The organism is Paenibacillus sp. N3.4 (assembly GCF_008017805.1).
Classification (GTDB): Bacteria; Bacillota; Bacilli; order Paenibacillales; family NBRC-103111; genus Paenibacillus_E.
Map to the genome: position 1 here is coordinate 86,662 of NZ_VRTT01000007.1, position 24,130 is coordinate 110,791.

The window sequence follows — 24,130 nt, forward strand, 5'->3', positions numbered from 1 at the left end:
GCCTGCATTTTCGCAGAAATATCCTGTCTTCCAGTCGCTGGAATCGTCTAAAGTGGTTGAATTTAGCTTTATGGGTGCTGAGTAGTAAAAAAATGGAGTCCTTTCATAAAAGGGGAGAGGTTCAGATTGAGACTTTTCCCCTGTAAGATAGTCTTTCATCCCTGTTCCCACCTTGGGTGCAATGAGGTAAGGTTACGAGACGGACCCTTTTTGGAGAGGGATGTAAGCGGACACATTGGGGGTATACGACATGCAAACCATACATCAAAGAAGTCATCGCTATCAATTGACGGGCGGAGGAGACAAGCTTCAAGCGGAGATTGTCGTAGAAACGCCTGAAGACGGAATCGAACTCGTCCATATTCGCCTGAACGCGGAACAGCCTGTAAGGCGCCAGTCGTCCGGCTGTTATGGGAGCAGCCGATTATCGATATTCACGGCGTCTGGCACCCGAACGGATACCGCAACCGCGGGCTATCGCCGGACTGGGCGGCAGGCTATACGAGCAAGCTAACCAACTCAGCGCCGGTCGTCTGCCTGTTTAACAGCGCTGGCCGGAACAGGACGACATTTGCGTTCTCGGATACGCTGAATGCCGTTGTTTGCAAAGCTGGCGTACATGAAGAAACAGCGGTATTTCACTGCTCGGTTACCTTATTTGAGGAACCTATGTCTCCGCTCTCTAGCTATGAAGCGACGCTGCGGGTCGATCTGCGCGATCTGGCGTATTATGAAAGCCTGAACCAAGTACAGCAATGGTGGAGCCATCTGCCAGAGACAGTACCTTCGCCGGTTCCTGCGTCTGCGCGAGAGCCGATGTACTCGACTTGGTACAGCTTTCATCAGCAGCTAGTACCAGAGGCTATTGAAGAACAGTGCCGATTGGCGAAGGCGGTCGGCTGTGAGACCATTATCGTTGACGATGGCTGGCAAACGGCAAATAATGCCCGAGGGTACGCGTATTGTGGCGACTGGGAAGTATGCAAGGATAAAATAACGGATATGAGGGCTCATGTGGAGCGGGTACATGCTCTGGGGATGACCTATATACTCTGGTATTCTGTCCCTTACGTAGGAAAAATGAGCAAAGCGTGGCATCGTTTCAGTGATAAGATGTTATACACGATAGAATCGCGTGGTTGGGGAGTAGTTGACCCGCGTTTTCCCGAAGTGAGGGAGTACTTAATCAGCCTATATGAAACGGCTATTCGTGACTGGAACTTGGACGGTTTCAAGTTGGACTTCGTCGATAGTTTCTACCTAGACGGAGATCAGCAGCAGGAAGGCGAAGGCAATAGTGGTCGAGACTATGTGTCTGTTCCCGAAGCGGTGGACAGGTTGATGACCGATATTGTGCATCGGCTTCGCAAACTCAAGCCGGATGTGATGATTGAATTCCGTCAAAGCTACGTGGGCCCACGCATGCGCAAATACGGCAATATGTTCCGGGCAGCGGATTGCCCGAACGATGCCATTGAGAATCGGGTGCGGACCATCGATATCCGACTGCTATGCGGTGATACGGCAGCCCATGCCGATATGCTGATGTGGCACCCGGAAGAACCGCCGGAAAGTGCAGCGCTGCAAATCATCAACGTTCTGTTTGCGGTGCCGCAAATTTCCGTTTTGCTTGACAGGCTGCCGACCCAGCATCTGGGGATGGTTACCTTTTGGCTTGCGTTCTGGAGCGAGCATCGGGATGTACTTCTAGATGGCTATCTCGAACCGCATCATCCCGAATTGCTGTATCCGCTCATTGTGGCAAGCGATGCGCAGAAGCTGATTGCCGCCGTCTATCAACGCACAGTCGTGACACTGGAACGGGATTGCCGGCAAGGTCATCCTTGTCAACGGAACGCGGGTCGCCGGGTTCTTGATTGAATTGGATAGAGACGGTGGCAGCCGTGAAGTGGAGATCAAAGACTGCATGGGTCAAGTCATACAGCGGCTGGAACTACAATTGAGCCCAGGTATTCATCTTCTCCCGATACCGCCTGCCGGTATCGCCACCCTGATAATAGGCGGATTACCTAAGGAAAACCATGATGCAGCCACTAACTGATCCTATTCCTGTAAGCGCCATTTGTGTCGGTTCTGGGTGTTATCGTACCCATGGGGCTTCATCTCTTTGCCGATGGGACAAATGGGTACACCGCTTGGTGAGATCTGCATGTCCGAATCGGTGCTCGTGTTCTTCTTAGAAACGGTTATTAAGATCGATGAAGGGTTCCATATGTTGGTGCTCAAGCGACTTATAAATGGCTTCGACATCGTGAGCGGCATCAAGTAGAATTTTATCAATTGTGCTCAAGGTGAAACGTTACGTGAATTCAATGGAGCTGACGGCTACACTCACAGCGTCGTGCCGGGAAGAGGGCTGGAGTCTTGGATACAATGTGGTTCAAATAAAAAATCTCCCTCCAAAAGTAGGAGGAGAGCATTTAGGATGGGTCAGGCAAGCCTTGTCCCATCTGCTTACAAATTTATTCGTTGGTTCAGTACGGAAGGGATTGGGGTGCAAGGGTTAAGCTTGCCGGGATGGAGAAAAGCAGATCAAAGCAAGGTGGTCGATACGTTTATTGCCGGCACGGAAAAACAATTCTTGACAAACAATTAATAAAAAATTAGAATCAGATTAAGCGCTATACCTCAAAAAAAGTATAGCAATTAATTATATAGGGTTAAGCGCTATACCTAGTTGTTCAATGACTTTAAATGTTTTCCTTTTTATTAACTCAACTTCGCAGCATAAATTACCGAATAACCCCTTGATGTTCGGGGCAAATCGGCCATCCACTCTTGAGTTGACATAAGTTTTTTGCACCGGTCAACTCTAAAAATAATGTCATCAGTTGTTGAAGTGCGGTTTGCGAAAGTTGAGTTATTAGTTTTAGATAGAACTTTTTTTAATCGCATTGAGAAAGCGGTTACATTTCCTGTCAATTTCGTTATATATTCATGTCCATTAAAGGAGGATAGATGTTCAATGGGCATGATTCCTATTTATAAATAGGCAACAATAATTTATCAATTACTAGAGGGGGCTTTACGATGAAAACGAAATTGGTAGGTATAACTTTGGCATCGATGATGGTTCTGGCAGCATGTTCTAACGGTACAAACAGCAGCTCGTCTGCTCCGGGTGCAACTAGCGCCAGCACATCAGCCGCTGCTCAAAAAGTAACGATTTCTTATGGTATATGGGATAAGAATTATCAGCCGGCCGTGGAAAGTATTATTAAGAAATTTAATGAAACACATCCTAATATCGAAGTAAAGATTGAACTGACACCGTGGGAACAATATTGGCCTAAACTAGAAACGGCTGCTGTCGGCAATAGTTTAACGGATGTATTTTGGATGAACGGACCAAACGTGAATAAATACGCTTCAAATAAATTGCTCAAACCACTTGATGATCAGATTGTCAAAAGCAAGGTTGATCTTAGTAATTTCCCTAAAGGTTTAACCGATCTGTATACAATCGGCGGTAAATCTTATGGTATTCCGTTTGAACTCTCAACCGTAGGATTATGGTATAATAAAGATTTGTTCAAAGCGGCGAATATTCCTTTTCCTGATGCATCTTGGGACTGGAACAAGCTTCGCGATGCTGCCAAAAAACTGACTGATCCGGCAAAAGGGGTATGGGGAATTGCAGCTCCTATGGCTAATCAACAAGGATTCTATAATACCATCCTGCAAAATAACGGATTTGTAATTTCCGATGATAAAAAAACATCTGGTTATGACAAACCGGAAGCTATTGAAGGTTTGAAATTCTGGACGGATATGATTAAAGAAGGCGTTTCACCGACTGCGGCACAAATGACGGAAACTCAACCTGAGAAATTATTTGAGTCTGGCAAAGTTGCTATGATCTATGATGGTTCCTGGATTGTTGGCGAGTTTGCAAAAATTGATTACACCAAGGATAAAGCGGATGTCACTGTTCTTCCAAAAGGCAAGTCCGATACTAGTGTTATCCATGGTGTGGCCAATGTTATCAATGCAGAAACGAAACACCCGAATGAAGCTTGGGAATTTTTGAACTTCCTTAGCTCCAAGGATGCTGCCCTGCTTTTTGCGCAATCCGGAGCGGTTATTCCAGCCTTTAACGGTACACAAGACGATTGGGTTAAAAAAGTGCCTAATTTCAACTTGCGTGCATTTATTGATATGATTCCAAAGTCCAAGGCTTACCCTGTTTCGAAAAGCACTGCCAAATGGCTTGATGTTGAGAATGAATTTTTCACACAAGCATGGTATGGGAAAATGACAGTTGAAGAAGCGGGCAAGCAAGCTGCGGCAAAAATGAACAGCATTCTTTCTAAGGAATAGCAGGATAGATGAAATTGGCTCTATCGGCTGATAGAGCCAATTTATACTAAGACAGTAGCATTCTTTACTAAAGCTATAGCACACAAATAGCTCATTTTTGAAAGGACACTGCATGTTGTATTTTTCACTATCTTCAAGGAGGACATCAAAATGAAAGTCAAAAATAAATGGGGCAGATACAAAAAAAGTGATGTCTCTTGGGCCTTCTTGATGATTGCTCCGAATGTGTTGGGGCTTGCCTTTTTCTTTATGTGGCCGATTATCCAAACCATCTATTTCAGCTTCACGAAATGGGGCGACTTTGGGACCTATAAGTGGGCAGGGTTGATCAATTATCAGAGGATGTTACAGGATCCAAACATATGGAGTGCTCTTAAGAATACAAGCCAGTATACATTTATATCAGTGCCGATTGGAATTGCGCTTTCTATTTTTATTGCCGTTCTTCTTAATCAAAAAATCCGCTATCTATCTCTTTACCGTACGCTATATTTCTTGCCGGTGGTGACGATGCCGGCAGCAATCGCCATGGTTTGGCGGTGGATGTATAATTCCGACTATGGATTAATCAACCAATTTCTTTCGATATTTTCTATTAAAGGCCCGGGTTGGATCATCGACCCGCATGTTGCTCCTTTTTCCCTTATTATGGTTGGTATTTGGAGCAGCATTGGCTATAACATGATCATTTTTCTGGCGGGACTGCAGGGGATATCCAAATCATACTATGAAGCTGCCGATATTGACGGAGCCAATCCCTTCGTGCAATTTTTTAGAATCACCCTACCGGTTCTATCGCCGACCATTTTTTTCGCGACAATCATATCGTTGATTAATGCATTCCAAGTCTTCGATTTAATTTGGATGATGATCGGCGAGAAAAATGCATCCATTTCAGCCACACAGTCGCTGGTTTATCTATTCTATAAGCAAGCATTCATTTTGAGCGATAAAGGCTACGCAGCGGGAATTGCTGTATTGTTGTTTGTTATTATTTTGGTTGTAACTGTCGTTCAGATGAGACTGCAAAAAAAATGGGTTCATTACGAATAGGAGGTAGCCCTTTATATGAAAGCAAAGTCACGATATTCGTTGTGGATGGTTCATCTTTTACTTATCGTAGGTGCCTTATTTATGGTGATCCCTTTTTTGTGGATGATATTTACTTCTCTCAAGACGCTTGGAGAGTCTACGCAAATACCGATTGTTATATTTCCTAAGGTGCCTAATTGGCAAAATTATTCAGATGTAACTACCATGCTGCCTTTCCTGAAATTTTACTCAAATACGGTCATCGTTACAATAGTTAAAACAGTGGGACAGCTCATATTTTGCTCCGTATCGGCATATGCCTTTGCACGTATCGAGTTTCCCTTTAAAAATATCATCTTCATTTTGTGTCTATCCGTATTAATGGTGCCGAGCCAAGTGTACATGTTGCCGCAGTTTTTAATTATGCGAGATTTTGGTTGGTTGAATTCCTTAAAGGCGTTAATCGTACCTGGTTTATTTAGCGCATTTGGTATGTTTTTGCTACGGCAATTTTTCATGACGCTTCCTAATGAGCTGGAAGAGGCTGCTAAGCTCGATGGCTGTAATCATTTCCAGATCTACCGGCGCATTATGCTTCCCCTAACGTCATCGGGACTTATTTCCGTGGCCATCTTTACATGCTTGGCAACGTGGAATGACTTGATGTGGCCGATGATTGTGAATAGTAGTCCTGAGAAAATGACATTATCGGTCGGATTATCTTCACTTCAAGGCCAGTTTGGGACCAATTTCCCTGTTCTTATGGCGGGTTCTCTATTAGCTCTGTGGCCGATGATCGCTTTATTTATTGCTTCACAAAAGTATTTTGTTGAAGGGATTTCTTTTACCGGTACCAAATAATTAGTATTTCAGGAGGATATGAAGATGAAAGTTGCCATTGTGGGTTGTGGAAATATGGGAGCGATACATGCAAATAATATTGGGCAGCTTCCTGATGTTGATTTCGTAGGCGCTTTTGATGTAAGGATTGAAGCTGCGGATCGTATTGCTTCATTATATGGAACGACATCCTACACTTCTTTTGAAAAAATGATGGAGGAAGCTGATCCTGATTTAGTGTGTGTTCTTTTGCAAACTCCGTATCACAAAGAATACGTAATCAAGGCAGCGGAATATGGAAAGCATGTGTTTTGCGAGAAGCCGATTGCTTTAACAGTATCCGATGCGGAAGAGATGACAGCCTTTTGCGAATCCAAAGGAGTAAAATTATTTATCGGCCATGTAGTTCGTTTTTTTCCTAATTACGCTGACATCAAGAATCGAATCGATGCTGGTGAAATCGGCAAAATTGGCGTTGCTCACTCCAAACGTGTAGGACCTCACCCAGGCAAAGCAAGTGATTGGTATAATGATTTAGAAACAAGTGGCGGTGTCATCATGGACCTTATGATTCATGATATCGACTTTTTCAGATGGACCATGGGAGAGGTTAAGACGGTCTACACCTTAAACTATCGAAATCAAGAGATGGATTACGCACTAGTGACGCTGCGATTTGAAAATAAATCGATTGCCAATCTAGAGGCATTCTGGGGATATCCGGGAAGCTTTCGATACTCAGTTGAATTTGCCGCAAATAAAGGGTTAATCCGTTTTGACAGTAAGGATGCTAACTCATTGAATGTGAATAAACGCATAAGCACGACCACATCTTCTGGTGGCAAGGTGGCCGTTCCGTTAAGTCCATCTAACCACGATCCTTATTATGCGGAATTGAAGCATTTTATCGAATGCATACAGACGAATAAGCCGTTATTAGTGACTCCTTACGATGCTTGTAAGAATGTTGAAATTGCACGTGCCGCCATACAATCAGCCATTATCGGTCAGCCTGTACATTTGTGAGGAGGAAATAGCATGAAACCAATTAAAATAGGAATGATTAGTTTTGCCCATAGCCATGCATTTGCTTATTTAAGAGAGCTAGTAAAGTTGCCAGAAGTAAGTTCAGTCAGCATTGCCGACGAAAACACGCAGCGTGTGGCGGAAGTGGTAAGTAAATACGGACTGACCTACTATGTCGATTATAAAGAATTGCTAAATTCCGATGTGGATGCTGTTATCATTTGCTCCGAGAATGCCCACCACGCCAAGCTAACGATTGAAGCTGCACAAAGCGGGAGACACGTACTCTGCGAAAAGCCGCTGGGACTCTCCCTCGAAGAAATGGATCTTATGATCGAGACAGCTGCGTCTAACGGTGTTCAGTTGATGACTGCTTTCCCTTGCCGCTTTCTTCCATCCGTAATCGAAGCCAAAAAAGCGGTTGATCGAGGAGAAATTGGTACGATTGTCGCAATAAAGGGTACGAATAGAGGCACAATGCCCGGAGATTGGTTTATCGATAAAAGTTGTCTGGTGGAGGCGCTGTGTTCGATCATACGGTGCATGTGACAGATTTAATGAATTGGTTTATGAACGATGCTAAGGTTACCGAGGTTTATGCGTACGCTGATACGCTATTCTATGAAATTGATATAGATGATGCCGGTATGGTGCATATGAAATATGATAATGGCGTTGTTGCCGTGCTGGATCCAAGCTGGTCTCGCACTCGATCATTTCCTACTTGGGGAGATGTAACCATGGAGATTGTGGGTACCGAAGGCGTGATTTCTCTGGATAGTTTTGCTCAAAAAAATGAAGTGTACAGCGATGAAACCATGAAAGCACAATGGCATTATTGGGGTGACGACATGGACGGAAGTATGATAAAAGCATTTATTACAGCTATTCAAGAAAATAAACCGGTTCCTGTTACGGGTGAAGATGGAAAGAAAGCAACAGTCGTTGCTCTATCTGCTTATGAATCTGTAAAACAAGGAACAATTATACGACTATAGAGCAGGTTTACTATCTGAATGTTATGGCGGGGTCAACCGTACATGGAAGTTCCATAACGATCCTGAGCATGCCTGGATCATGGAGAAGCCCCATGAATAGTATTTCTTGCCTTGCATCATTGTGTTTGTAACATCATAATAGAAAAGAAGAGTACATTCCTTATATATGCAGGAACATTAAGCGGGGAATTATGATGAAAACAACTATTTATGATGTGGCTCGTGAAGCAGGGGTTTCGATTGCGGCCGTTTCCCAGGTTATTAATGGAAAAGGAAAAATCAGTAAAGAGCGGCGTAATGATATTATTCAGATTATGGAACGTCTAAATTATCAACCAAGCGTTATCGCTTCTGCTTTAACGGGCAAAAAAACATATACGTTAGGGCTGCTTGTACCTGATATCTCCAATCCATTTTTCGCGGAAATCGCGCGTTCGGTAGAGGATCAAGGGCATCAGCGCGGATATAGTCTTGTTATTTGCAGCACCGATAATAAAGATGAGAAAGTAGAACGGTATTTGTCTCTGCTTCAACAAAAAAGCGTAGATGGAATCATTATCGGTACGGGGGTAAAGAATAGGGAACTACTGAATCCATTATTTGAAAAGTCGATTCCGACCATACTTATTGCAAGGGATATGCCGAGTCTTGATTTACAGACTGTGCTTGTGGATGATTATTCAGGTGGCGCTATTGCAGCCCGCCATCTTATAGAACTAGGCCATAAAGCTTTGGCGGTTTTGGCGGAGAATCCTAAGGTAAGCAGCAGCCGGGAAAGAATCCGCGGGTTCAGTGAGACGTTGGTTCAAGCAGGAATCGAACTACAAGAATCATGGATCCAAACATGCAGAGAAGACTTGGTCAAAGACGGCAAATGTAAAGCGATAGAGATTTTGCAAAATACGAAAAGACCTACCGCTCTTTTTTGCTGCAATGATTTGCTTGCTATCGGTGCTCTTCAGGCTGCCAAAGAGCTGGGATTGAAGGTACCCAAGCAGCTTTCCATTGTCGGTTTTGACAACACCATTCTGGCATCGGTTACTGATCCGCCACTTACCACCGTTTCGCAGCCAACCGAATTGATGGGAAAGATGGCTGTTGATCTATTAATCGAGCAGTTAAAAACAAAAACAATTTCTAATCCCAGAAAGATTCTCCCTCCGGAGCTTTATGTGAGGGATTCGACAGCCAAACCCCCAAATAAATCTCATGCTACCAATGACAAAAAAAACAAGCTGGATTCTATTAACTAATAGAGGCCAGCTTATTTGGCGTACTATCATGCCGTCATTCGCCCCATTCATGCCTTTGAGCTGCCTTTGAAGAGTAGGAACACCAAAAACAGCATTGCATTCTAGACGAACCACTTTGCTGGGCCAAACTTCCACAGAAGGGGTTGTTGGTTGCTTTAGCCATGATTGCTCTTGGACTGGCTCTGGCTTTTCGAAAAAAGACGAACTGTGAATAAGACTTTTCCCCTGTATTATTGTCCTTCGCTCCGGTTTTCCTACTCCCGGATTTCCGATAAGCTATCTAATGTAAGCACTTACTTCGTGGGTGTGGCTAGAGATAGGATAGGAGGAGAAAGAGATGGAGATGGTGACCGCCAAGATCACCGAAACGAGAGAAACACCACTGATGAGACAAATGAGGAGGATATGGAAATATAAACTTTTATATATCCTGTTGTTTCCCGCATTGGTTTGGGTATTCCTTTTTGATTACCTCCCCCTCTACGGGATCAGCATTGCGTTTATGGATTACAATGCTATTCAGGGCTTCTCAGGAAGTCAGTGGGTCGGGTTCAAATATTTCCGAATGCTGTTTGAATCGGAGATGTTCCTAAATTCTTTCAAAAATACGCTGCTCATTAGCTTGTACAAAATGATAAGCGGTTTTGTTTGTCCGATCCTGTTAGCGCTTGCACTGAATGAAATCCGCACGGCTTGGTTCAAGAAATCGCTTCAAACCGCCGTTTACCTGCCGAGGTTCGTATCGTGGGTCGTATACGGCGGAATTATCACGCTGCTGCTTTCGCCCGAAACTGGCATTATTAACAAAATCATCGAGTTCTTCGGCGGTAAGCCAGCTTACCTACTCGTTGAACCATCTTATTTCCGAATCATCCTTGTGGTTACGGATGCCATGAAGGAGATGGGCTGGGCGGCCATCATCTATATTGCCGCCATCGCCGGGCTAAATCCGGAGGTGTATGAAGCGGCTATCGTGGATGGGGCCACGAGGTTTCAGCGAATCCTTCACGTTACGTTGCCGGGTATTACGGGAACCATCATCGTCATCTTCATCCTGAGAGTTGGATATATCATGAGCGCCGGACTGGATCAAGTTATCAACTTGTACAATCCGATGGTTTTTGAGGTGGGTGACATTCTGGATACGTACATTTATCGCGTAGGGATCGAGCAGTTCAGCCTAAGTCTTGCTGCTGCGGCTGACGTCATCAAGGGCGCAATCGGGCTTGTGATGATGCTGGTTGCGAATCAGATCGCTAAGCGGATCAATGATTCCGGCATTTTTTAGACGAAGGGAAAGAGAAGCGATGAAGCTAACGAAAGGCGAGACGGCTTTTGTCACCACCAACTATGTCGTTCTGACGATTTTAACGATAGTCATTATCATTCCGTTCTGGTACGTTATTTCCGTATCGGTGACGCCTTACCATATTTTTAGCGAGAAAAATGGTGTCATCTTATTTCCAACCTCATTCAGTTTGGAATACTACAAGTATTTACTCCAAGAAGGATCGCTGATTTATGGCGCTTATGGCAATACGATCCGCAATACGGTTGGCGGTGTCCTATTGGCGCTGTTCCTCACCACAACATCGGCTTACGCGCTTGCAGAGAAAAAATTGCCGGGCAGAAGAATGATCATGCTCATCTTCGTTTTCACGATGTTGTTCAAGGGGGGGATGATCCCAACCTACATCACGATTAAACAACTAGGACTGCTCAACACAAGTTACGTGCTTATTCTGGTTATGGCCTATAGCGCATTTAACATGATTATTATGAAATCGTTTTTTGAAGGTATCCCTGAGAGTTTGCGGGAATCGGCCTCGATCGATGGAGCTTCGGAATTTAGGATATTGTGGCAGATCGTTCTGCCTCTATCCAAGCCAGTCATAGCGACCATCAGTCTGCTTTATCTGGTCGTGTATTGGAACGATTTCTTCAATGCCATGCTTTATGTGACCGATTGGCACAAAGCACCTGTGCAGCTTGTGCTGCGCACCATTATTGCTAGTTCCAGCCTTCCGCCGGAGCTGTTGGAAGCGGCAGGCTCGACGCCGCCGCCTACCGTAGGCATCCAGATGGCGGCTATCGTCATCGTGGCCATACCGATGCTCGTGATTTACCCGTTCATTCAAAAGCATTTTGAACAGGGTATGCTGATTGGCTCGGTAAAAGGCTAAGTTTTAGTTGTAGGCTTCAATCCCTTTGGGGCGCATATAGAAGATAACTCAAGGAGGTCTGTTCAACATGTCAAATCAAGCAAAAAATTGGTCGTACAGCGTGCTTGCCGCGTTACTGGTTGGCACGGTAACCGTTTCGGGGTGCAGCAAATCTAGTCCTGCAGCTACTCCTTCGGCTTCGCCGTCGGGAACCGCAGTTTCAGCAACGCCCAAAACGGAAGAGCCTTATGAACTGAAATGGTTAAAAGCTCAGGATATATCCAAGCCTTACGATCCTTCGAAAGATGTCGTTAAACAAGCAGTTGAAAAAAAGTTTAACATCAAAATCGTTCCTGAGATGGTAGACGTTCAGCAGTATAAAACGAAGTTGAATCTGAAAATGTCGAGTGGGGACATTCCCGATGTCGTCCGAATTGATTTCGCCGATGATTTCCAGAAATATGCGCAGCAAGGCGCTTTTGTCGATCTTACGAGCCTAATCAACGAAAAGGATACGCCGAATATTCTCAAGGAAGTGCCGAAGGAAGTTTTCGAGCAGGCGAAAGTGAACGGTAAAATTTACGGTATTCCTTATCAAGGAGGACCGGGTGCCGGGTATCGCTGGAATCTCGTGCTTCGGAAGGATTATGTGGAAGGCATGGGCGCTCTGGTTCCCAAGACGCTCGATGACTACTACAATCTGTTGAAGAAAGTCAAAGCAGAGAAACCGGATGTTATTCCTTTAGGAGGCTATACAGCTCAGATCGGTCAGCAGAAATACGCCAACAATTCCTTTGATCATATTTTTGGTGCTTTTGGTGTGACTCCCGGCTATTTTACATTAAAAGATGGTAAGTTTAGTAACTACGACATTGATCCGAAAATGAGAGAAGCCTTACAGTATTTGCAAAAAATGTACGCGGACGGATTAATTGATAAGGAATTCGCCACGATCAAGGAAGAGCAGCTGCGGGCGAAGCTTTATAGCGGCAAGCTCTTTTCCTGGATGGGCTGGTGGTCTACGCCGAACGATTATGATACGCAAGTTGAAACGAACGAGCTTAAGAAAAGCGGCAAGCTGGCCGCAGATGCGAAACTCCCGGATCAGTCCTATGAAGCGTACAAATATTTATCGTTAACGGATTCAATTGTAGGTGCGGACGGCAAAGCGGTGGCCCCTGCGGGTGCGCCATTCGGCCAAATGAACGCGATCAGCGCAAAGACAAAAGATCCGAAGAAAGTGCTGGCCATCATCGAAAAATCGTTGTCGCTTGAGAATCAAATGCTCAGCGTTTGGGGTATTGAGGGAGAAGACTACAAGATAGAGAACGGCAAGATGAAGGTGGTAACCGATCTGCTTGACCCTAAGACGCAGCAGGACAAGAACGGGAACTTTCGAGGAATTCAAAGCTATCTGTTTGCGCCTGGTTTGAAAGGCTGGCCTCGTTACCTAGAGTCGCTTCCGCTTCGCCAATCCAAAGCACTGGATATTGCGATCAATAATAAGTTCCAAATAACGGATGCTTCCAACTACCTGGATTCTCCGACCAAAATCGCTAAGCTCGTAGAGCTGAATACGCTGCGCGACTCTGTATTTACGCAAATCATTATGGGAGCAGACATTAAGAAGTTCGACGACTTTGCAGAAAAATGGAAATCACAAGGAGGGACCCAAATTCTAACTGAACTCGAAGCCTCCTTCAAGAAGAAGTCAGGCAATTAGAAACATGCATGGAATTGAACCCCTTGCCAATTATGGTTCGCCTGAGTAGGCGGGGGTTCTTTTTACCATTACAGGAGGTGATTGATTTATGAAACAACTGATCAGAAGCTTTAGCATGCTGCTGCTTACCATACTTCTGCTGCCGTGGTTTCCAGTTTATGCCTGGGCGTCGGAGCCGTCTCCGCTGTTTGCCGACAGCTTTACCGGAGGACTGGGTAATTGGGATTTGTTTGGCAGCACAGCATTTACAATTGAAGGGAGCGGGACACAGGCCCAGCTCAAAGGCACAACTTCGTCGACGACTCCGCAGCGTGCGGTAGTCAAATCATCTAAACTCTCTTACAGTTCAACAGATTACGACGTCGGGTTTACGGCAGTGGGAGATCGCTTTAGGCTCCTATTTCGCTATTCTTCCAGTTTGAGCTACTATTTTCTGGAGTTTAAAAATGCGAAGTTTGTTGAGCTATGGAAATATCCGAATGCTTCAACCAATGTTCAGGTGGGGACACCTGTCGATATTGGAGCTGCTATTACCGGATTCAATTTGACGGATACACATCGCTATCAACTGAAAATCAAAGGGAGTGAATTTAAGCTCTACATTGATGAAACTTTAGTTACGACTTTCACCGACACTACTCTGTCAGCAGGCGGGATCGGTTTTTCGCTAAAAAGCATCGGTCCGGCTGTCAATGTAAGTGTTAAGCAGGTAATGGTTTCACCCATGATCCCTCAGAGCGCGATCATTCACACGCCGGTGGCAGAGGTTCCTTACAATGCGGATTTACCGTTGTCCTTTACGCTTGCAGGTACGAATTCAGCTGCGAACGCACAGATTCATTATGCCTACGGGGATGATGTTGCGCTCGATCAGATCATTCAGGCGGTGGGAAGCGGGCCATATTCGGGCACGATTGCCGGAACGAACCATTTTGACAAAATCCGATACTTCTTGACGGCGCAAGACAATGAAGGCAGGATAATACGTTACCCCGAATCGGGAGAGATTACCGTTCCCATCAGAGAAATCGTCCCTTATAGGAACAATTTTGAAAGCGAGACTCTAGGTGCAGCACCGGTAGGCTGGAAAATAGGTGGAAATACCAAGGTCATTCAACTTCCGGACGGAAACAAGGTATTTAACATAAATGGTTCGGGCAGCGCCAAGCTGAATCTCCCTATGTACCAAAACGCGGACAATTTTAACGTCAAATTCAAAGCGAAATATGAACGGATGGGCACGGCCGTACAGAACACCTGGCGCTTTCGCTATCGTGCTGTCGACGATGCGAACAATAATGCGATGGAATGGGCGACGCATAACTCCAAATATTTTCTAATGCGGAAAACAACGCTCGGCGGCAATTATTATTTAGCCAATTATGTCAAGTCGCTGCTTGATGAGTGGCATGATTATGAACTTCGCGTAAGCGGTATTACCCACAAGCTGTTCATTGACGGAGTGGAAACCGCCAGTGGAGACGATTCGGATGCGCTGGCGCTGAAGAAAGGGTATTTTCATTGGAATGTAGTCGGCGGCATCAACCTCATGATTGACGACTTCGTCATCGAGCCGTTACCGATGCCCTATGTCATGGATATTCAACCTGCTGGCAACTATGCTGGGATTTATACGCAGCAAGAGTCGCCGGGCATCAAGCTGGCTCTTGAAGCAGGAGCGGAGGCGCATGCGTTTCAGCTCGATTACACGGTACGCCGAGCGGATGGAGACCAAAGTGTCGTCGACTCCGGTACGAAGACGTACAATTTAGAAAAATATGCAAAGGATACCGAAATCGTCTCTTTTACACCAAGGCTCAGTGCAATTGGCACCTATGAGGTATCGGCAGCATTTACGGTTGACGGTGTGGCACAGCCTGCCAATTCGAAAAAGATACGACTAGCCGTCGTTCAACAGGCAGCCCCAGTCAAAGAGCCCGATCTGGATAATGAAAGCAAGTTTGGTCTCAATACGCACTATGCGCTCAATTGGAATGATGATGTGATTGACGGAGCCCGCAAGTTGGGAGCGCGTCACCACCGATCAGGCATTTCATGGGACGATGTTGATAAACATGTGCAGGATGCATCTGGGAAAACGGTTTATGATTACAGCAGGGTGGAACCGCAATTGAATAAATTATTTACTTACGGATTTAATCAAATTACTGTATTAGGTATTGATAAAAATGCGAGTTATCAAGAGGGGACAGTCAATACCACATCCGCTCTGAAAGCGATGGGTGACTTCGTGGCTGCTACGGTCAATCGTTATAAGGGTCAAATTCGACAGTGGGAAATGCCTAACGAACCTGAGATTTTTTCTAAGCCTTATGTGCCTAGCGAATTCGTACAGCTGCAAAAAGTCGCCTATCTGAATATGAAAAAGGCCGATCCCAATGCGATGCTGCTTGCTGGCGATCATACGTCCAGCGTGCGCAGCGTTCTGCCGAAGGAGCTGGAGGCTGGGTCGTTCGACTATGCCGACGCGTATTCCTATCACCCGTACGTTTACAACTCCATGCCCGATGGCAATCTGCAAAATGTGATCGATGGCGTCAAAGAGCTTGTAACGCTTACGGTGGATGGAAGGATTATTACTTGACCGAGGGAGGCTGGCCGACAGCCAAAGCGGGTTATCCTTCGGTATCCGAAGAGATACAACGGGACTATATCGTTCGTGCTTTCCTGAATTATTTGGTGACCGATCAAGTAAAGGCTTACGAATATTATAATTACAAAAATGATGGTACCGATGATCGGTATTATGATATTTTTTGGGGAATAACCGACAATGACGGGAGGCCAAAGCTGGCATACGGCGCCGTCAACCAGCTAATGACAACACTGGATAAAGCGAGGTACATCGGAACATGGGATACGACAGACCCTGATGTCGCTGTCCACGTATTCCTCAATGGCGGAGAACCGGTCCTCGTTGCCTGGAAAAAAGTCGACCACAAGGACAATCCAGCTGTCAAACCTCCTGTCAGCACGATTACGCTGCCATTCGACGCAGCAGAGGTGAGGGTCAAGGACATCAATGGTGCAGAAGTGCCGGTAACGACTGCCAACGGTGGCGTGCAGCTTGTCGTTTCTGGATCTCCTGTTTATCTCACGGGAGTGTCGCCCCAATTTGTGTTCCAAGCTGCTACTAAACTTCTGCAAGGCAAGCAGCAGTCAGCAGCCAGCAAACTTAACGCTTTGAAGACACCACAAAACACTGCGCAAATCGAAGCTGATTTGGCAGAGCTTAACCGCATCGAAACGCAGCTGGAAGCAGCTGCGGGAAGTGTAAATCAGGCTGCAGGCTTGGAGCAGGGAATCAAGGACATATACACGATAATGGTGCAAATCGCCAATCAGCTGAAGAACGGCTCCCTGGAGCGGGCTCCAGGCTACGTGGCGCTGGAGGCGCTGTACAACATGGCGGAGAGTGCTTCCGTGGCGCTGTCCTACGCGCTGGGAGGCTTAAGCGCCAATAATCTGGATTATGCATCTGCTGTTCAAGCCTTAACAACTTCCTTTAACGTCAAAAAGGGAGATTACAGCGTCATGCCGATCTCTACAGCTGCGGTGCTTCGCACGAACAGATATGGCAGGCTGGCAGAGGCTTCTAAAGCAAGAGGCAGCTACGCGGAAAGCTACACCTACAACTTGTTGGGGCGGGAGTTTGCGCACGCGGCGTCAGCGATCGTTGAGTCAGAGTCGGCAACATTCATCGGTGTATTAGCCAATGTCGTGCCAACTCAGGCGAACGGAGAAGCCGGTTACGCGAATACGCTCACCCTTTCGCTTGTCAACAATACCGAGGTTGCTCAACAGGTACAGGTAAAATTGAAGGTGCCTAATGGGTGGAGTCCTCCCAAACTGCTCCTGCAACGGCGATTGTGACCATTCCTGCGCAGGGCTCGATTGATCTGCCTTATTCCGTGCTGGTGCCGGAAAATACGCGCAAGGACCGTTATGATATCATCTTTGATATTTTGTATAACGGGGCCATTTTTGACACGAAGAAGGTACAATTGACGGTGGAAGACGGTCTTGATGTTAAACTCGTTCCCGTGAAGAAAACGATTGAAGAACTCGATATCTTATCCGTACAATTGTCGGGAACCTCGTCATTTTCGAAGACGGGCAAGGTGATCGTTAAAGGTCCGGACGGAGCCTTGCTGCAGCCGGTTACCTCGGACGCCTTCAGTGATTTAAAGAAAGGCGACCGTGTTCAATTGGACTTCCGATGGACGTACCACAATCCGATTCCCTTCAATGAGTATACGGTTGATATGCAAGTCGAAGAGACAGCTAGCAACAAGGTTATTTACAACGACCCTGTCCTGCCGGTCGAATTCAACCTTGTACAGAAGGCGAAAGGATTGACGATAGATGGTGACCTGAGCGATTGGCAGGACGCGTTTCCTTTCCATCTTCGCAGCAAAGCCCAGCATTCGAGCGGCTATCGCGATCCTGTCAATCTGGAGGCTATAGCGTATGCCAAATGGGCGTCAGAGGGGATTTATTTTGCAGTTTCCGTTCAGGATGATATCCATAAGCAGTCTGAGAATGCCGCCAACATGTGGAAGAACGATTCCGTTCAAGTCAGCTTAGACCCTCTGAACAACCGGGAGTCTCCCTATGGGATGGACGATACAGAATGGGGCTTCGCTCTTGCTGATGACGGAACGCTGCTTGTTAATATTTTTTACTCGGCACAGCCGAATCCGAACGGAGATGTGAGTGGACAAACACCGTTTCAAGCGGTTAGGGATGAGGCGGCAGGACGAACGATTTATGAATTTCTGATTCCAGGTTCCTATGTTAAAGACCTGAAACCAGAGCTTTATGGTAAAATTGGGTTAAACGTCGCTGTTAACGACGCAGATCTCCAGAACGGGCGGGATGATTTTATACAGTGGACGCAAGGGACAGCGGATTCGAAGAATACGGCCTTGTATGACTCGTTTCTGTTTATTGATTACATGCCGACTGTTGATAACGAGCCGCCAATTTGGCCATCAAATGCCAAAGTGATGGCATCCGAATTGGGAAGCGATCGTGTCACGCTGAATTGGACGGAAGCCCAGGATAATAAGGCGGTGACGGAATATAGGATAATGTGGAGCGAAAGCGTGTCAGCCACTGTCAGCGGCAATGTGTACAGCCACGATATTAGTACCGTTCTCGGTAATGTCTATAACAGCGTATACGCCACAGCTGCAACCAAAGTTATTACAGGCTTGAAGGCTAATACGTCCTATACCTTCATCGTTCAAGCTCGTGATGCAGCCGGAAATTGGAGTGAGTACGGACCTTACGTCACCCTGCTCACGAAATTGGCGGAGCCAGTCTGCGGGAATTGCGGCGGTTCCTCTCCGTCCTCTTCCTCCCTTTGGTCAAATGAGTGGTTGCCCGTTACGTCAGAGGATAGACGAGTGGTCAGCGAGAAGCAACTCGTTGAAATGCTAGTGAACAAGCGGAGATCCTATTGAAGGAATTGCAAATGGCGGTATTTTTGACATAACATCGAACCAAGAAAGAAGGGGAAAAGCAAATGGCGATAGCGATACGTCAACGAAAGCGGAGCGACAGCTCAAGACTACTAGCCAGATTAAGTTTTCCGATTTTTGCTCTGATTGTTATCGTTATTGCCATTTTTGCAACGGCGGCCAGTTACATCCTGATACGGGTGCAGAACGATCATACGGTCAAAATGTCGGAAACGTCGATGAAATTCGTCTACCGTAATGTCGGGTATCAGCTCGATACCATGAATAATGTGGCCGCTTTTATATTAAGCAATCAATCGATAGAAAACTTGCTGGAAAGCACGTATAAAGAAACCTACGAAGCTGTCGGTGATTACTTTACGCTCCAGACGAACCTGCAAAATTTATCTCTCGTTTCCCTCTTGAACGATTTCAGCTCCGGTACAGTTGGTCAAAGATCCTATGTGGTGTCGGTCGCATTGGAGCCGCAGAGCGGACTCTATGCAATGGCCGCTGATCATTTTTATACGATGACGGGCATTTATAAGAATGACGATCTCTACCTTCAAAACTGGTATCAAAATCTGCTCCGCGGAGAACGACAAACGGAGTGGTGGGGCCAAATGACCGAGACCTCGAACGATGGGATGATTTATTCAGCAAGAAAAAAGACCAGCATCAAGGACGGCAGAAGTATAGGTACGGTTCTCGTCGGTGCGGATATCGGCAGCATGAAGGGTGTATTCGACAATGCTCCGCTCGATAAGGGATATTATCTATTGCTGGATCAAAGCAATCGGGTCATTTACAGTGAGAAGCATCCTTTTCTGGACGCAGTGGGCGAGCTTCCCTATGTGCGTGCTTTGACCGGCTCCAAAGGCTCGGTCGTAACGAAAATAGACGGAGAAAGTCATCGTGTCATGTTTGATACACTGGGTAATGGCTGGAAGCTGCTGGCGGTAGTCCCTGAGAGCCATTTCAGCCGATATACATTCGCAATATCGGCCATCGGTGCGGCCACAGCGGCCATTGCTCTTTTGGTTGCAGGTTACTGGCTGAGAAGAATTGTTGTACGGGTCACGGTTCCCATCACCAAACTGGTCAATGCTATCCAGCGTCCGGAAGTTGTGGAATTCAAAGAACCGCTTCCCTATCAGCACACAGGAATATATGAAGTTGATGAGCTGAATCAACAGTTCGCTTCTATTCTTGTCGCGCTGCATAGCCTAATCGAGAAGTCATTCATCGAGGAAATTGAACGGCAGCGTCTTCAACTTGAGCTGTTGCATGCCCAGATCAATCCTCATTTTTTATACAATACGTTAGATTTAATTAACTGTCGGGCCATTATGGCCGGAGATCGGGAAACAAGCCAGATTGTCCGTTCTCTCGCCAATGTATTCCGGTATGGACTTAATCAGGGGCAGGCCTGGATCACCTTAGAGGGTGAGCTTAAACAGGTAGAAGCGTATCTTCAAATTCAAAGAATGATGATGAATGATTTGCATGTGGATATACAGGTGCCGGATAATCTCTTATCCGCAACTATCGTCCATCTCACGCTGCAGCCGCTGGCTGAGAATGCGATTATCCATGGTTTTGCCAACCGAACGTCCGATTGCCGGATCATGATATCAGCAAGAACTGTGGGGGAAACACTTGTGCTGCGGGTTGAAGATAACGGGATAGGCAGCGATGCAACCAGCATGAATCTTATGCTACATCAGTCTCCAGTGTACGATGCTCCTGGCAAGCTGAGCCAAAGTGGAGGCGGCTATGGAACGATGAATGTTCATCGAAGAATTCAACTGCAAGGCGGGGAGATGTTTGGTTTGCGGTATGTTGAAGTCGATGTGGGAACGTGCGTTGAAGTCGTACTGCCGCTTATCCACAAGGGTTTGCTCAAGACGGAGGTGATCTCGCATGTTTAAACTGCTCATTGCAGAAGACGTGAAAACAGTCCGCGATACATTGGTTCATTCCATTCCGTGGGAAAGATTAGGCATTGTGCTGCTGGGCGCTGTGGAGAATGGGGAAGAAGCGCTAACTTGGATGGATCGCGAGGAACCGGATCTGCTGTTGACCGATATTGGGATGCCGAAGATGAATGGATTGGAATTGATCGCTGCGGTTAAAGCGCGTAATCCGGAAATTCGTTGCCTTATATTATCCGGACTGAATGAGTTTGAGCATGCGAGGCAAGCGGTTAAACTACAAGTACTGGATTACGTGCTGAAGCCGATTGATCCGGTAGAGATTGAAGCCGTGCTTTCACGGGCTACGGAAGAGCTGCGCAAAGAACGGGAAGAACGTCAGGGGGTTGCTTTCGCTGTACAAAGCGTCAAGGAAAAGCTTCCTAATTTACTGGAGTCCCTTTCTCCCGCAGAATGGTCCGGCAGCTTGAAGAAGAAAAGGCTGGTTGAGCAGGCGCTTCAATATATAAAAGAAGTCTATACGCACAGGGAGTTATCGCTATCAGATGTGGCCGATTCGGTTGGCCTCAGCGATAAATATTTGAACTTGCTTTTCAAAGAAGTGACGGGCACGACGATCAATCATGCCATCATTCGTCTTCGCATGGAGGAGGCTGCTCGGCTGCTGAAAGATCCTGCTATCAAAATCTATGAGATATGCGATCAGATTGGCTATACAGACCAGGATCATTTCCGAGAAAGCTTTAAGAAGCAATTCGGACTAACTCCGACTGATTATCGCAATAAGTATTTGTGAAGTTAATGGAATGAATGTAAGCAACGATCCCTCGTAAGGAGGGGTTGTTTTTTTTATATGAATGGGCTTGAATTAATTGAGCGATTGCGTATTCAAAATCTGAATTGTATGGTCATCGTGATATCAGGTCATGATGAATTTGCCTATGCACAGCAAGCGGTAAGACTCGATGAATGCGATTATTTGCTTAAACCTGTGCAAAAGCAGGAGCTTAGACATGTTGTAGATAAAGTCCTAGATATGCTGCAAAAGGTCCGTTTGAAACAAAAGCAAATGCAATAGATGAATTATAATTTAGCTTATAATTCTTCAACACTGCGTGAGGAATTTTGCGTGATTGGCTGACTGGCAAGTTGACTAAGGAACAATTCGAAGAAGAAATTTCTTATTTTCAGCTGCATTTCCCAGGAAATATAAGATTTCTTCTCGTGAGTGAATAGCAGACAAAGCATGTTTGACTGTGAATTCCTTCATAGATCCAATATGCTTTTTTTTTGTTACAATCCTTTTTGACATCGATTTTCCAAAAAATATGAAAATGCCTAAAACCGTTTAACGGGTTCGGCAGTCTAATGGAAGAAGGAACGAGGTGGTGAATTGACGACAGAGCAGCAGGTACTTGCCGCGCAGAGCGGCGACCATGAAGCGTTTTACATATTGGTCAGCGCCCAGAAGAAGAGGCTTTACTCCATTGCCTTTGCGTATTTAAAAAATGAATCGGATGCGCTAGAGGCTATTCAGGAAGCAACATGCCGCGCCTACATCAAGCTGTCGAAGCTGCGGGAACCTCGGTATTTTCAAACGTGGTTCATACGAATTCTCATCCGTCTATGCATCGATGAACAGAAAAGAAAAAAGGTTACACGGCCATTATTTCAACTAACAGAACAGCTTGCCGTTGAACTTGAATTGGTAGATAAAATTCATTTGGATATGGCGATAGATCAGCTTGCTCCCAAGCTTCGGCACGTTATTATCCTTAAATATTATGAGGATATGACTCTCAGCGAAATTGCCAACCTGCTGGAAAAGCCTGAGGGTACTGTGAAAACATGGCTGCACAAAGCATTGAATCAACTTAGGGACTTATTCCGCAAGGAGGGTGAGTATGTTTAACCCAGATGATGAGCATATGGAAGCAGAACTAGCCGAAAAGTTGGACGTGGCAATAAGGGGGGGAATTCGAATTGGATCAGCGAAGCTTGAATTCCGGCGGAAACAAGTCCGAAGAAGATTAGGAGGCGTGATTGCAGCATGTATGCTTTTGTTTGCTTCCCTGTTAACAATCAAAGTATCTCCGGTATTTGCTGCAATTGTCAGAGATATCCCAGGTTTAGAAAAGTTCGTCGATCTCATTCAACACACGGCGGATAAAGGAATCAAACTGGCTCTGGATAATGAATTCGTTCAAGCAGTAGACGTATCTGACGAGCATGAGGGGATTAATTTCACTGTACAAGGAATCATTGCGGATGATTCCCGAATGGTCGTATTTTATGATATACGCTCACGGAACAAGAGTGATAAGCCTATCCGACTTGATGGACCGAGGCTTATAGACAGATCAGGCCATGTATTGCCAGCCTCGGTGAGTTTTAGTAACCAAGAGGAAGAGAAGTCTAACATTGGGGAAACGGGAATTCAGCGCGGAACCGCAGATTTCCAACTGTCACAGGGAACTTCATGGCCGGATGAAGTGGTATTTCGCATGCAGCTCTACAGTCCTGAGTTAGCTGGTGATTCGAGAACCATTAACGAGATGATTCGGGATGTTGGGGAAAAGTCTCAGTCGGGGGCCGTAAACGTTAAAGGGACAGAATTTAACCTTACGATTCCAATTGATCGCGCAAGGTTTGCCGGACTTCAGCACGAATACATCATGGATCAAACGATCCATATAGAAGGACAGAGCGTTGCCTTTGCTAAGGCTATCGTTTCGCCTTTACGCATATCGCTCTATATGGACTATGGAAAGGACAATAGCAAACAAATTTTTGGAGCAGGAGATATCAAGCTGGTAGATGACAAAGGCAATGTTTGGAGAAATACTTCAGCCAGTCTGATGAAAGACCATCCTGTCTATCATTTTGAGAGTCCTTTTTTCAATATGCCCAAATCATTAACCATTGAAGGTAGCTGGTTCCGAGCACTCGATAAAAATCAGCTAACCGTGCAGATTGACACATTGGGTATGCGGGTGCTTCAAGCACCGGATGGAAAGCTAAAACTCTACAATGGAACGCAAAGCGAAAAGTACACCAAACTAGACTTTACGCTTAATGGCTTGGAACAAACGGATACAATGATGTACAACTTGTTTGATGAGGAGTTTATAGATGCTGCAGGCAAGCGTTATAAGACGGCAGATCTCCATCAAATCATCAGCAGTTATATCGACAATTCGAAATCAGGAGAACAGCATGGGATGTATTATATCGACAATGAAGCCTATAAACAGCCGCTCACTCTTACTCTGATAGACTATCCCGCTTATATAAAGCAACCTTATAAAATCCGTATTAAGTAATCCACCGTTAAG

Annotated in this window: 21 protein-coding genes and 2 pseudogenes; all 23 read left to right on the forward strand. The window is 45.7% G+C overall.

Annotated features, from left to right (window positions below):
* The first annotated feature begins 250 nt into the window (after positions 1-250).
* The 23 genes and pseudogenes from FU659_RS05960 (at position 251) to FU659_RS06065 (ending at position 24,118) form a co-directional block, all read left to right on the forward strand.
* Complete coding sequence (locus FU659_RS05960; RefSeq protein WP_147946714.1) at positions 251-514, forward strand: hypothetical protein; 264 nt, start codon at positions 251-253, stop codon at positions 512-514.
* A 155-nt stretch (positions 515-669) separates the two neighbouring features.
* On the forward strand, positions 670-1,881 hold the full coding sequence (locus FU659_RS05965) for a glycoside hydrolase family 36 protein (protein ID WP_147946715.1): 1,212 nt from the start codon (positions 670-672) through the stop codon (positions 1,879-1,881).
* Between the two features lies 1 nt (position 1,882).
* Complete coding sequence (locus FU659_RS05970; protein WP_147946716.1) at positions 1,883-2,062, forward strand: hypothetical protein; 180 nt, start codon at positions 1,883-1,885, stop codon at positions 2,060-2,062.
* Between the two features lie 66 nt (positions 2,063-2,128).
* Complete coding sequence (locus FU659_RS35160; protein WP_222708486.1) at positions 2,129-2,290, forward strand: hypothetical protein; 162 nt, start codon at positions 2,129-2,131, stop codon at positions 2,288-2,290.
* Between the two features lie 156 nt (positions 2,291-2,446).
* Positions 2,447-2,617, forward strand: a complete 171-nt coding sequence (locus FU659_RS35165; protein WP_187273929.1) for a hypothetical protein — start codon at positions 2,447-2,449, stop codon at positions 2,615-2,617.
* 434 nt (positions 2,618-3,051) lie between these two features.
* Entirely contained in the window at positions 3,052-4,341 is a 1,290-nt protein-coding gene (locus FU659_RS05980) for an ABC transporter substrate-binding protein (protein ID WP_147946717.1), read from the forward strand.
* Positions 4,342-4,491: 150 nt separating this feature from the next.
* Positions 4,492-5,394 carry a carbohydrate ABC transporter permease gene (locus FU659_RS05985; RefSeq protein ID WP_147946718.1) on the forward strand — a complete coding sequence of 301 codons (903 nt, stop codon included), beginning with the start codon at positions 4,492-4,494 and terminating at the stop codon, positions 5,392-5,394.
* Between the two features lie 15 nt (positions 5,395-5,409).
* Positions 5,410-6,234, forward strand: a complete 825-nt coding sequence (locus FU659_RS05990; protein WP_147946719.1) for a carbohydrate ABC transporter permease — start codon at positions 5,410-5,412, stop codon at positions 6,232-6,234.
* Positions 6,235-6,258: 24 nt separating this feature from the next.
* On the forward strand, positions 6,259-7,239 hold the full coding sequence (locus FU659_RS05995) for a Gfo/Idh/MocA family protein (protein WP_147946720.1): 981 nt from the start codon (positions 6,259-6,261) through the stop codon (positions 7,237-7,239).
* Between the two features lie 12 nt (positions 7,240-7,251).
* Positions 7,252-8,237: pseudogene (locus FU659_RS06000) on the forward strand (Gfo/Idh/MocA family protein).
* A gap of 8 nt (positions 8,238-8,245) precedes the next feature.
* A pseudogene (locus tag FU659_RS06005) lies at positions 8,246-8,337 on the forward strand (5-deoxy-glucuronate isomerase); the annotation flags it as partial.
* Positions 8,338-8,431: 94 nt separating this feature from the next.
* Positions 8,432-9,490, forward strand: a complete 1,059-nt coding sequence (locus FU659_RS06010; RefSeq protein ID WP_147946756.1) for a LacI family DNA-binding transcriptional regulator — start codon at positions 8,432-8,434, stop codon at positions 9,488-9,490.
* A 337-nt stretch (positions 9,491-9,827) separates the two neighbouring features.
* Positions 9,828-10,778, forward strand: a complete 951-nt coding sequence (locus FU659_RS06015; RefSeq protein ID WP_147946721.1) for an ABC transporter permease — start codon at positions 9,828-9,830, stop codon at positions 10,776-10,778.
* A 19-nt stretch (positions 10,779-10,797) separates the two neighbouring features.
* Positions 10,798-11,673, forward strand: a complete 876-nt coding sequence (locus FU659_RS06020) for a carbohydrate ABC transporter permease (protein WP_147946722.1) — start codon at positions 10,798-10,800, stop codon at positions 11,671-11,673.
* A gap of 67 nt (positions 11,674-11,740) precedes the next feature.
* On the forward strand, positions 11,741-13,375 hold the full coding sequence (locus FU659_RS06025) for an extracellular solute-binding protein (RefSeq protein ID WP_147946723.1): 1,635 nt from the start codon (positions 11,741-11,743) through the stop codon (positions 13,373-13,375).
* An 88-nt stretch (positions 13,376-13,463) separates the two neighbouring features.
* Positions 13,464-15,980 (forward strand): glycoside hydrolase 5 family protein, encoded by a 2,517-nt coding sequence (locus tag FU659_RS06030; protein WP_147946724.1) that lies wholly within the window; start codon positions 13,464-13,466, stop codon positions 15,978-15,980.
* Complete coding sequence (locus FU659_RS06035) at positions 15,977-17,269, forward strand: hypothetical protein (protein ID WP_147946725.1); 1,293 nt, start codon at positions 15,977-15,979, stop codon at positions 17,267-17,269. The genes FU659_RS06030 and FU659_RS06035 overlap by 4 nt, the downstream gene beginning before the upstream one ends.
* Complete coding sequence (locus FU659_RS06040) at positions 17,230-18,864, forward strand: sugar-binding protein (RefSeq protein WP_147946726.1); 1,635 nt, start codon at positions 17,230-17,232, stop codon at positions 18,862-18,864. The genes FU659_RS06035 and FU659_RS06040 overlap by 40 nt, the downstream gene beginning before the upstream one ends.
* Before the next feature lie 62 nt (positions 18,865-18,926).
* Positions 18,927-20,792, forward strand: coding sequence for a cache domain-containing sensor histidine kinase (locus tag FU659_RS06045; RefSeq protein ID WP_147946727.1), 1,866 nt, complete (start codon positions 18,927-18,929; stop codon positions 20,790-20,792).
* Positions 20,785-21,591 carry a response regulator transcription factor gene (locus FU659_RS06050; RefSeq protein ID WP_147946728.1) on the forward strand — a complete coding sequence of 269 codons (807 nt, stop codon included), beginning with the start codon at positions 20,785-20,787 and terminating at the stop codon, positions 21,589-21,591. Before FU659_RS06045 ends, FU659_RS06050 begins: the two co-directional genes overlap by 8 nt.
* Positions 21,592-21,648: 57 nt before the next feature.
* Complete coding sequence (locus FU659_RS06055; protein ID WP_147946729.1) at positions 21,649-21,873, forward strand: response regulator; 225 nt, start codon at positions 21,649-21,651, stop codon at positions 21,871-21,873.
* A 315-nt stretch (positions 21,874-22,188) separates the two neighbouring features.
* Complete coding sequence (locus tag FU659_RS06060; RefSeq protein WP_147946730.1) at positions 22,189-22,707, forward strand: sigma-70 family RNA polymerase sigma factor; 519 nt, start codon at positions 22,189-22,191, stop codon at positions 22,705-22,707.
* Positions 22,700-24,118 carry a DUF4179 domain-containing protein gene (locus FU659_RS06065; protein WP_147946731.1) on the forward strand — a complete coding sequence of 473 codons (1,419 nt, stop codon included), beginning with the start codon at positions 22,700-22,702 and terminating at the stop codon, positions 24,116-24,118. The genes FU659_RS06060 and FU659_RS06065 overlap by 8 nt, the downstream gene beginning before the upstream one ends.
* The last annotated feature ends 12 nt before the right edge of the window (positions 24,119-24,130 follow it).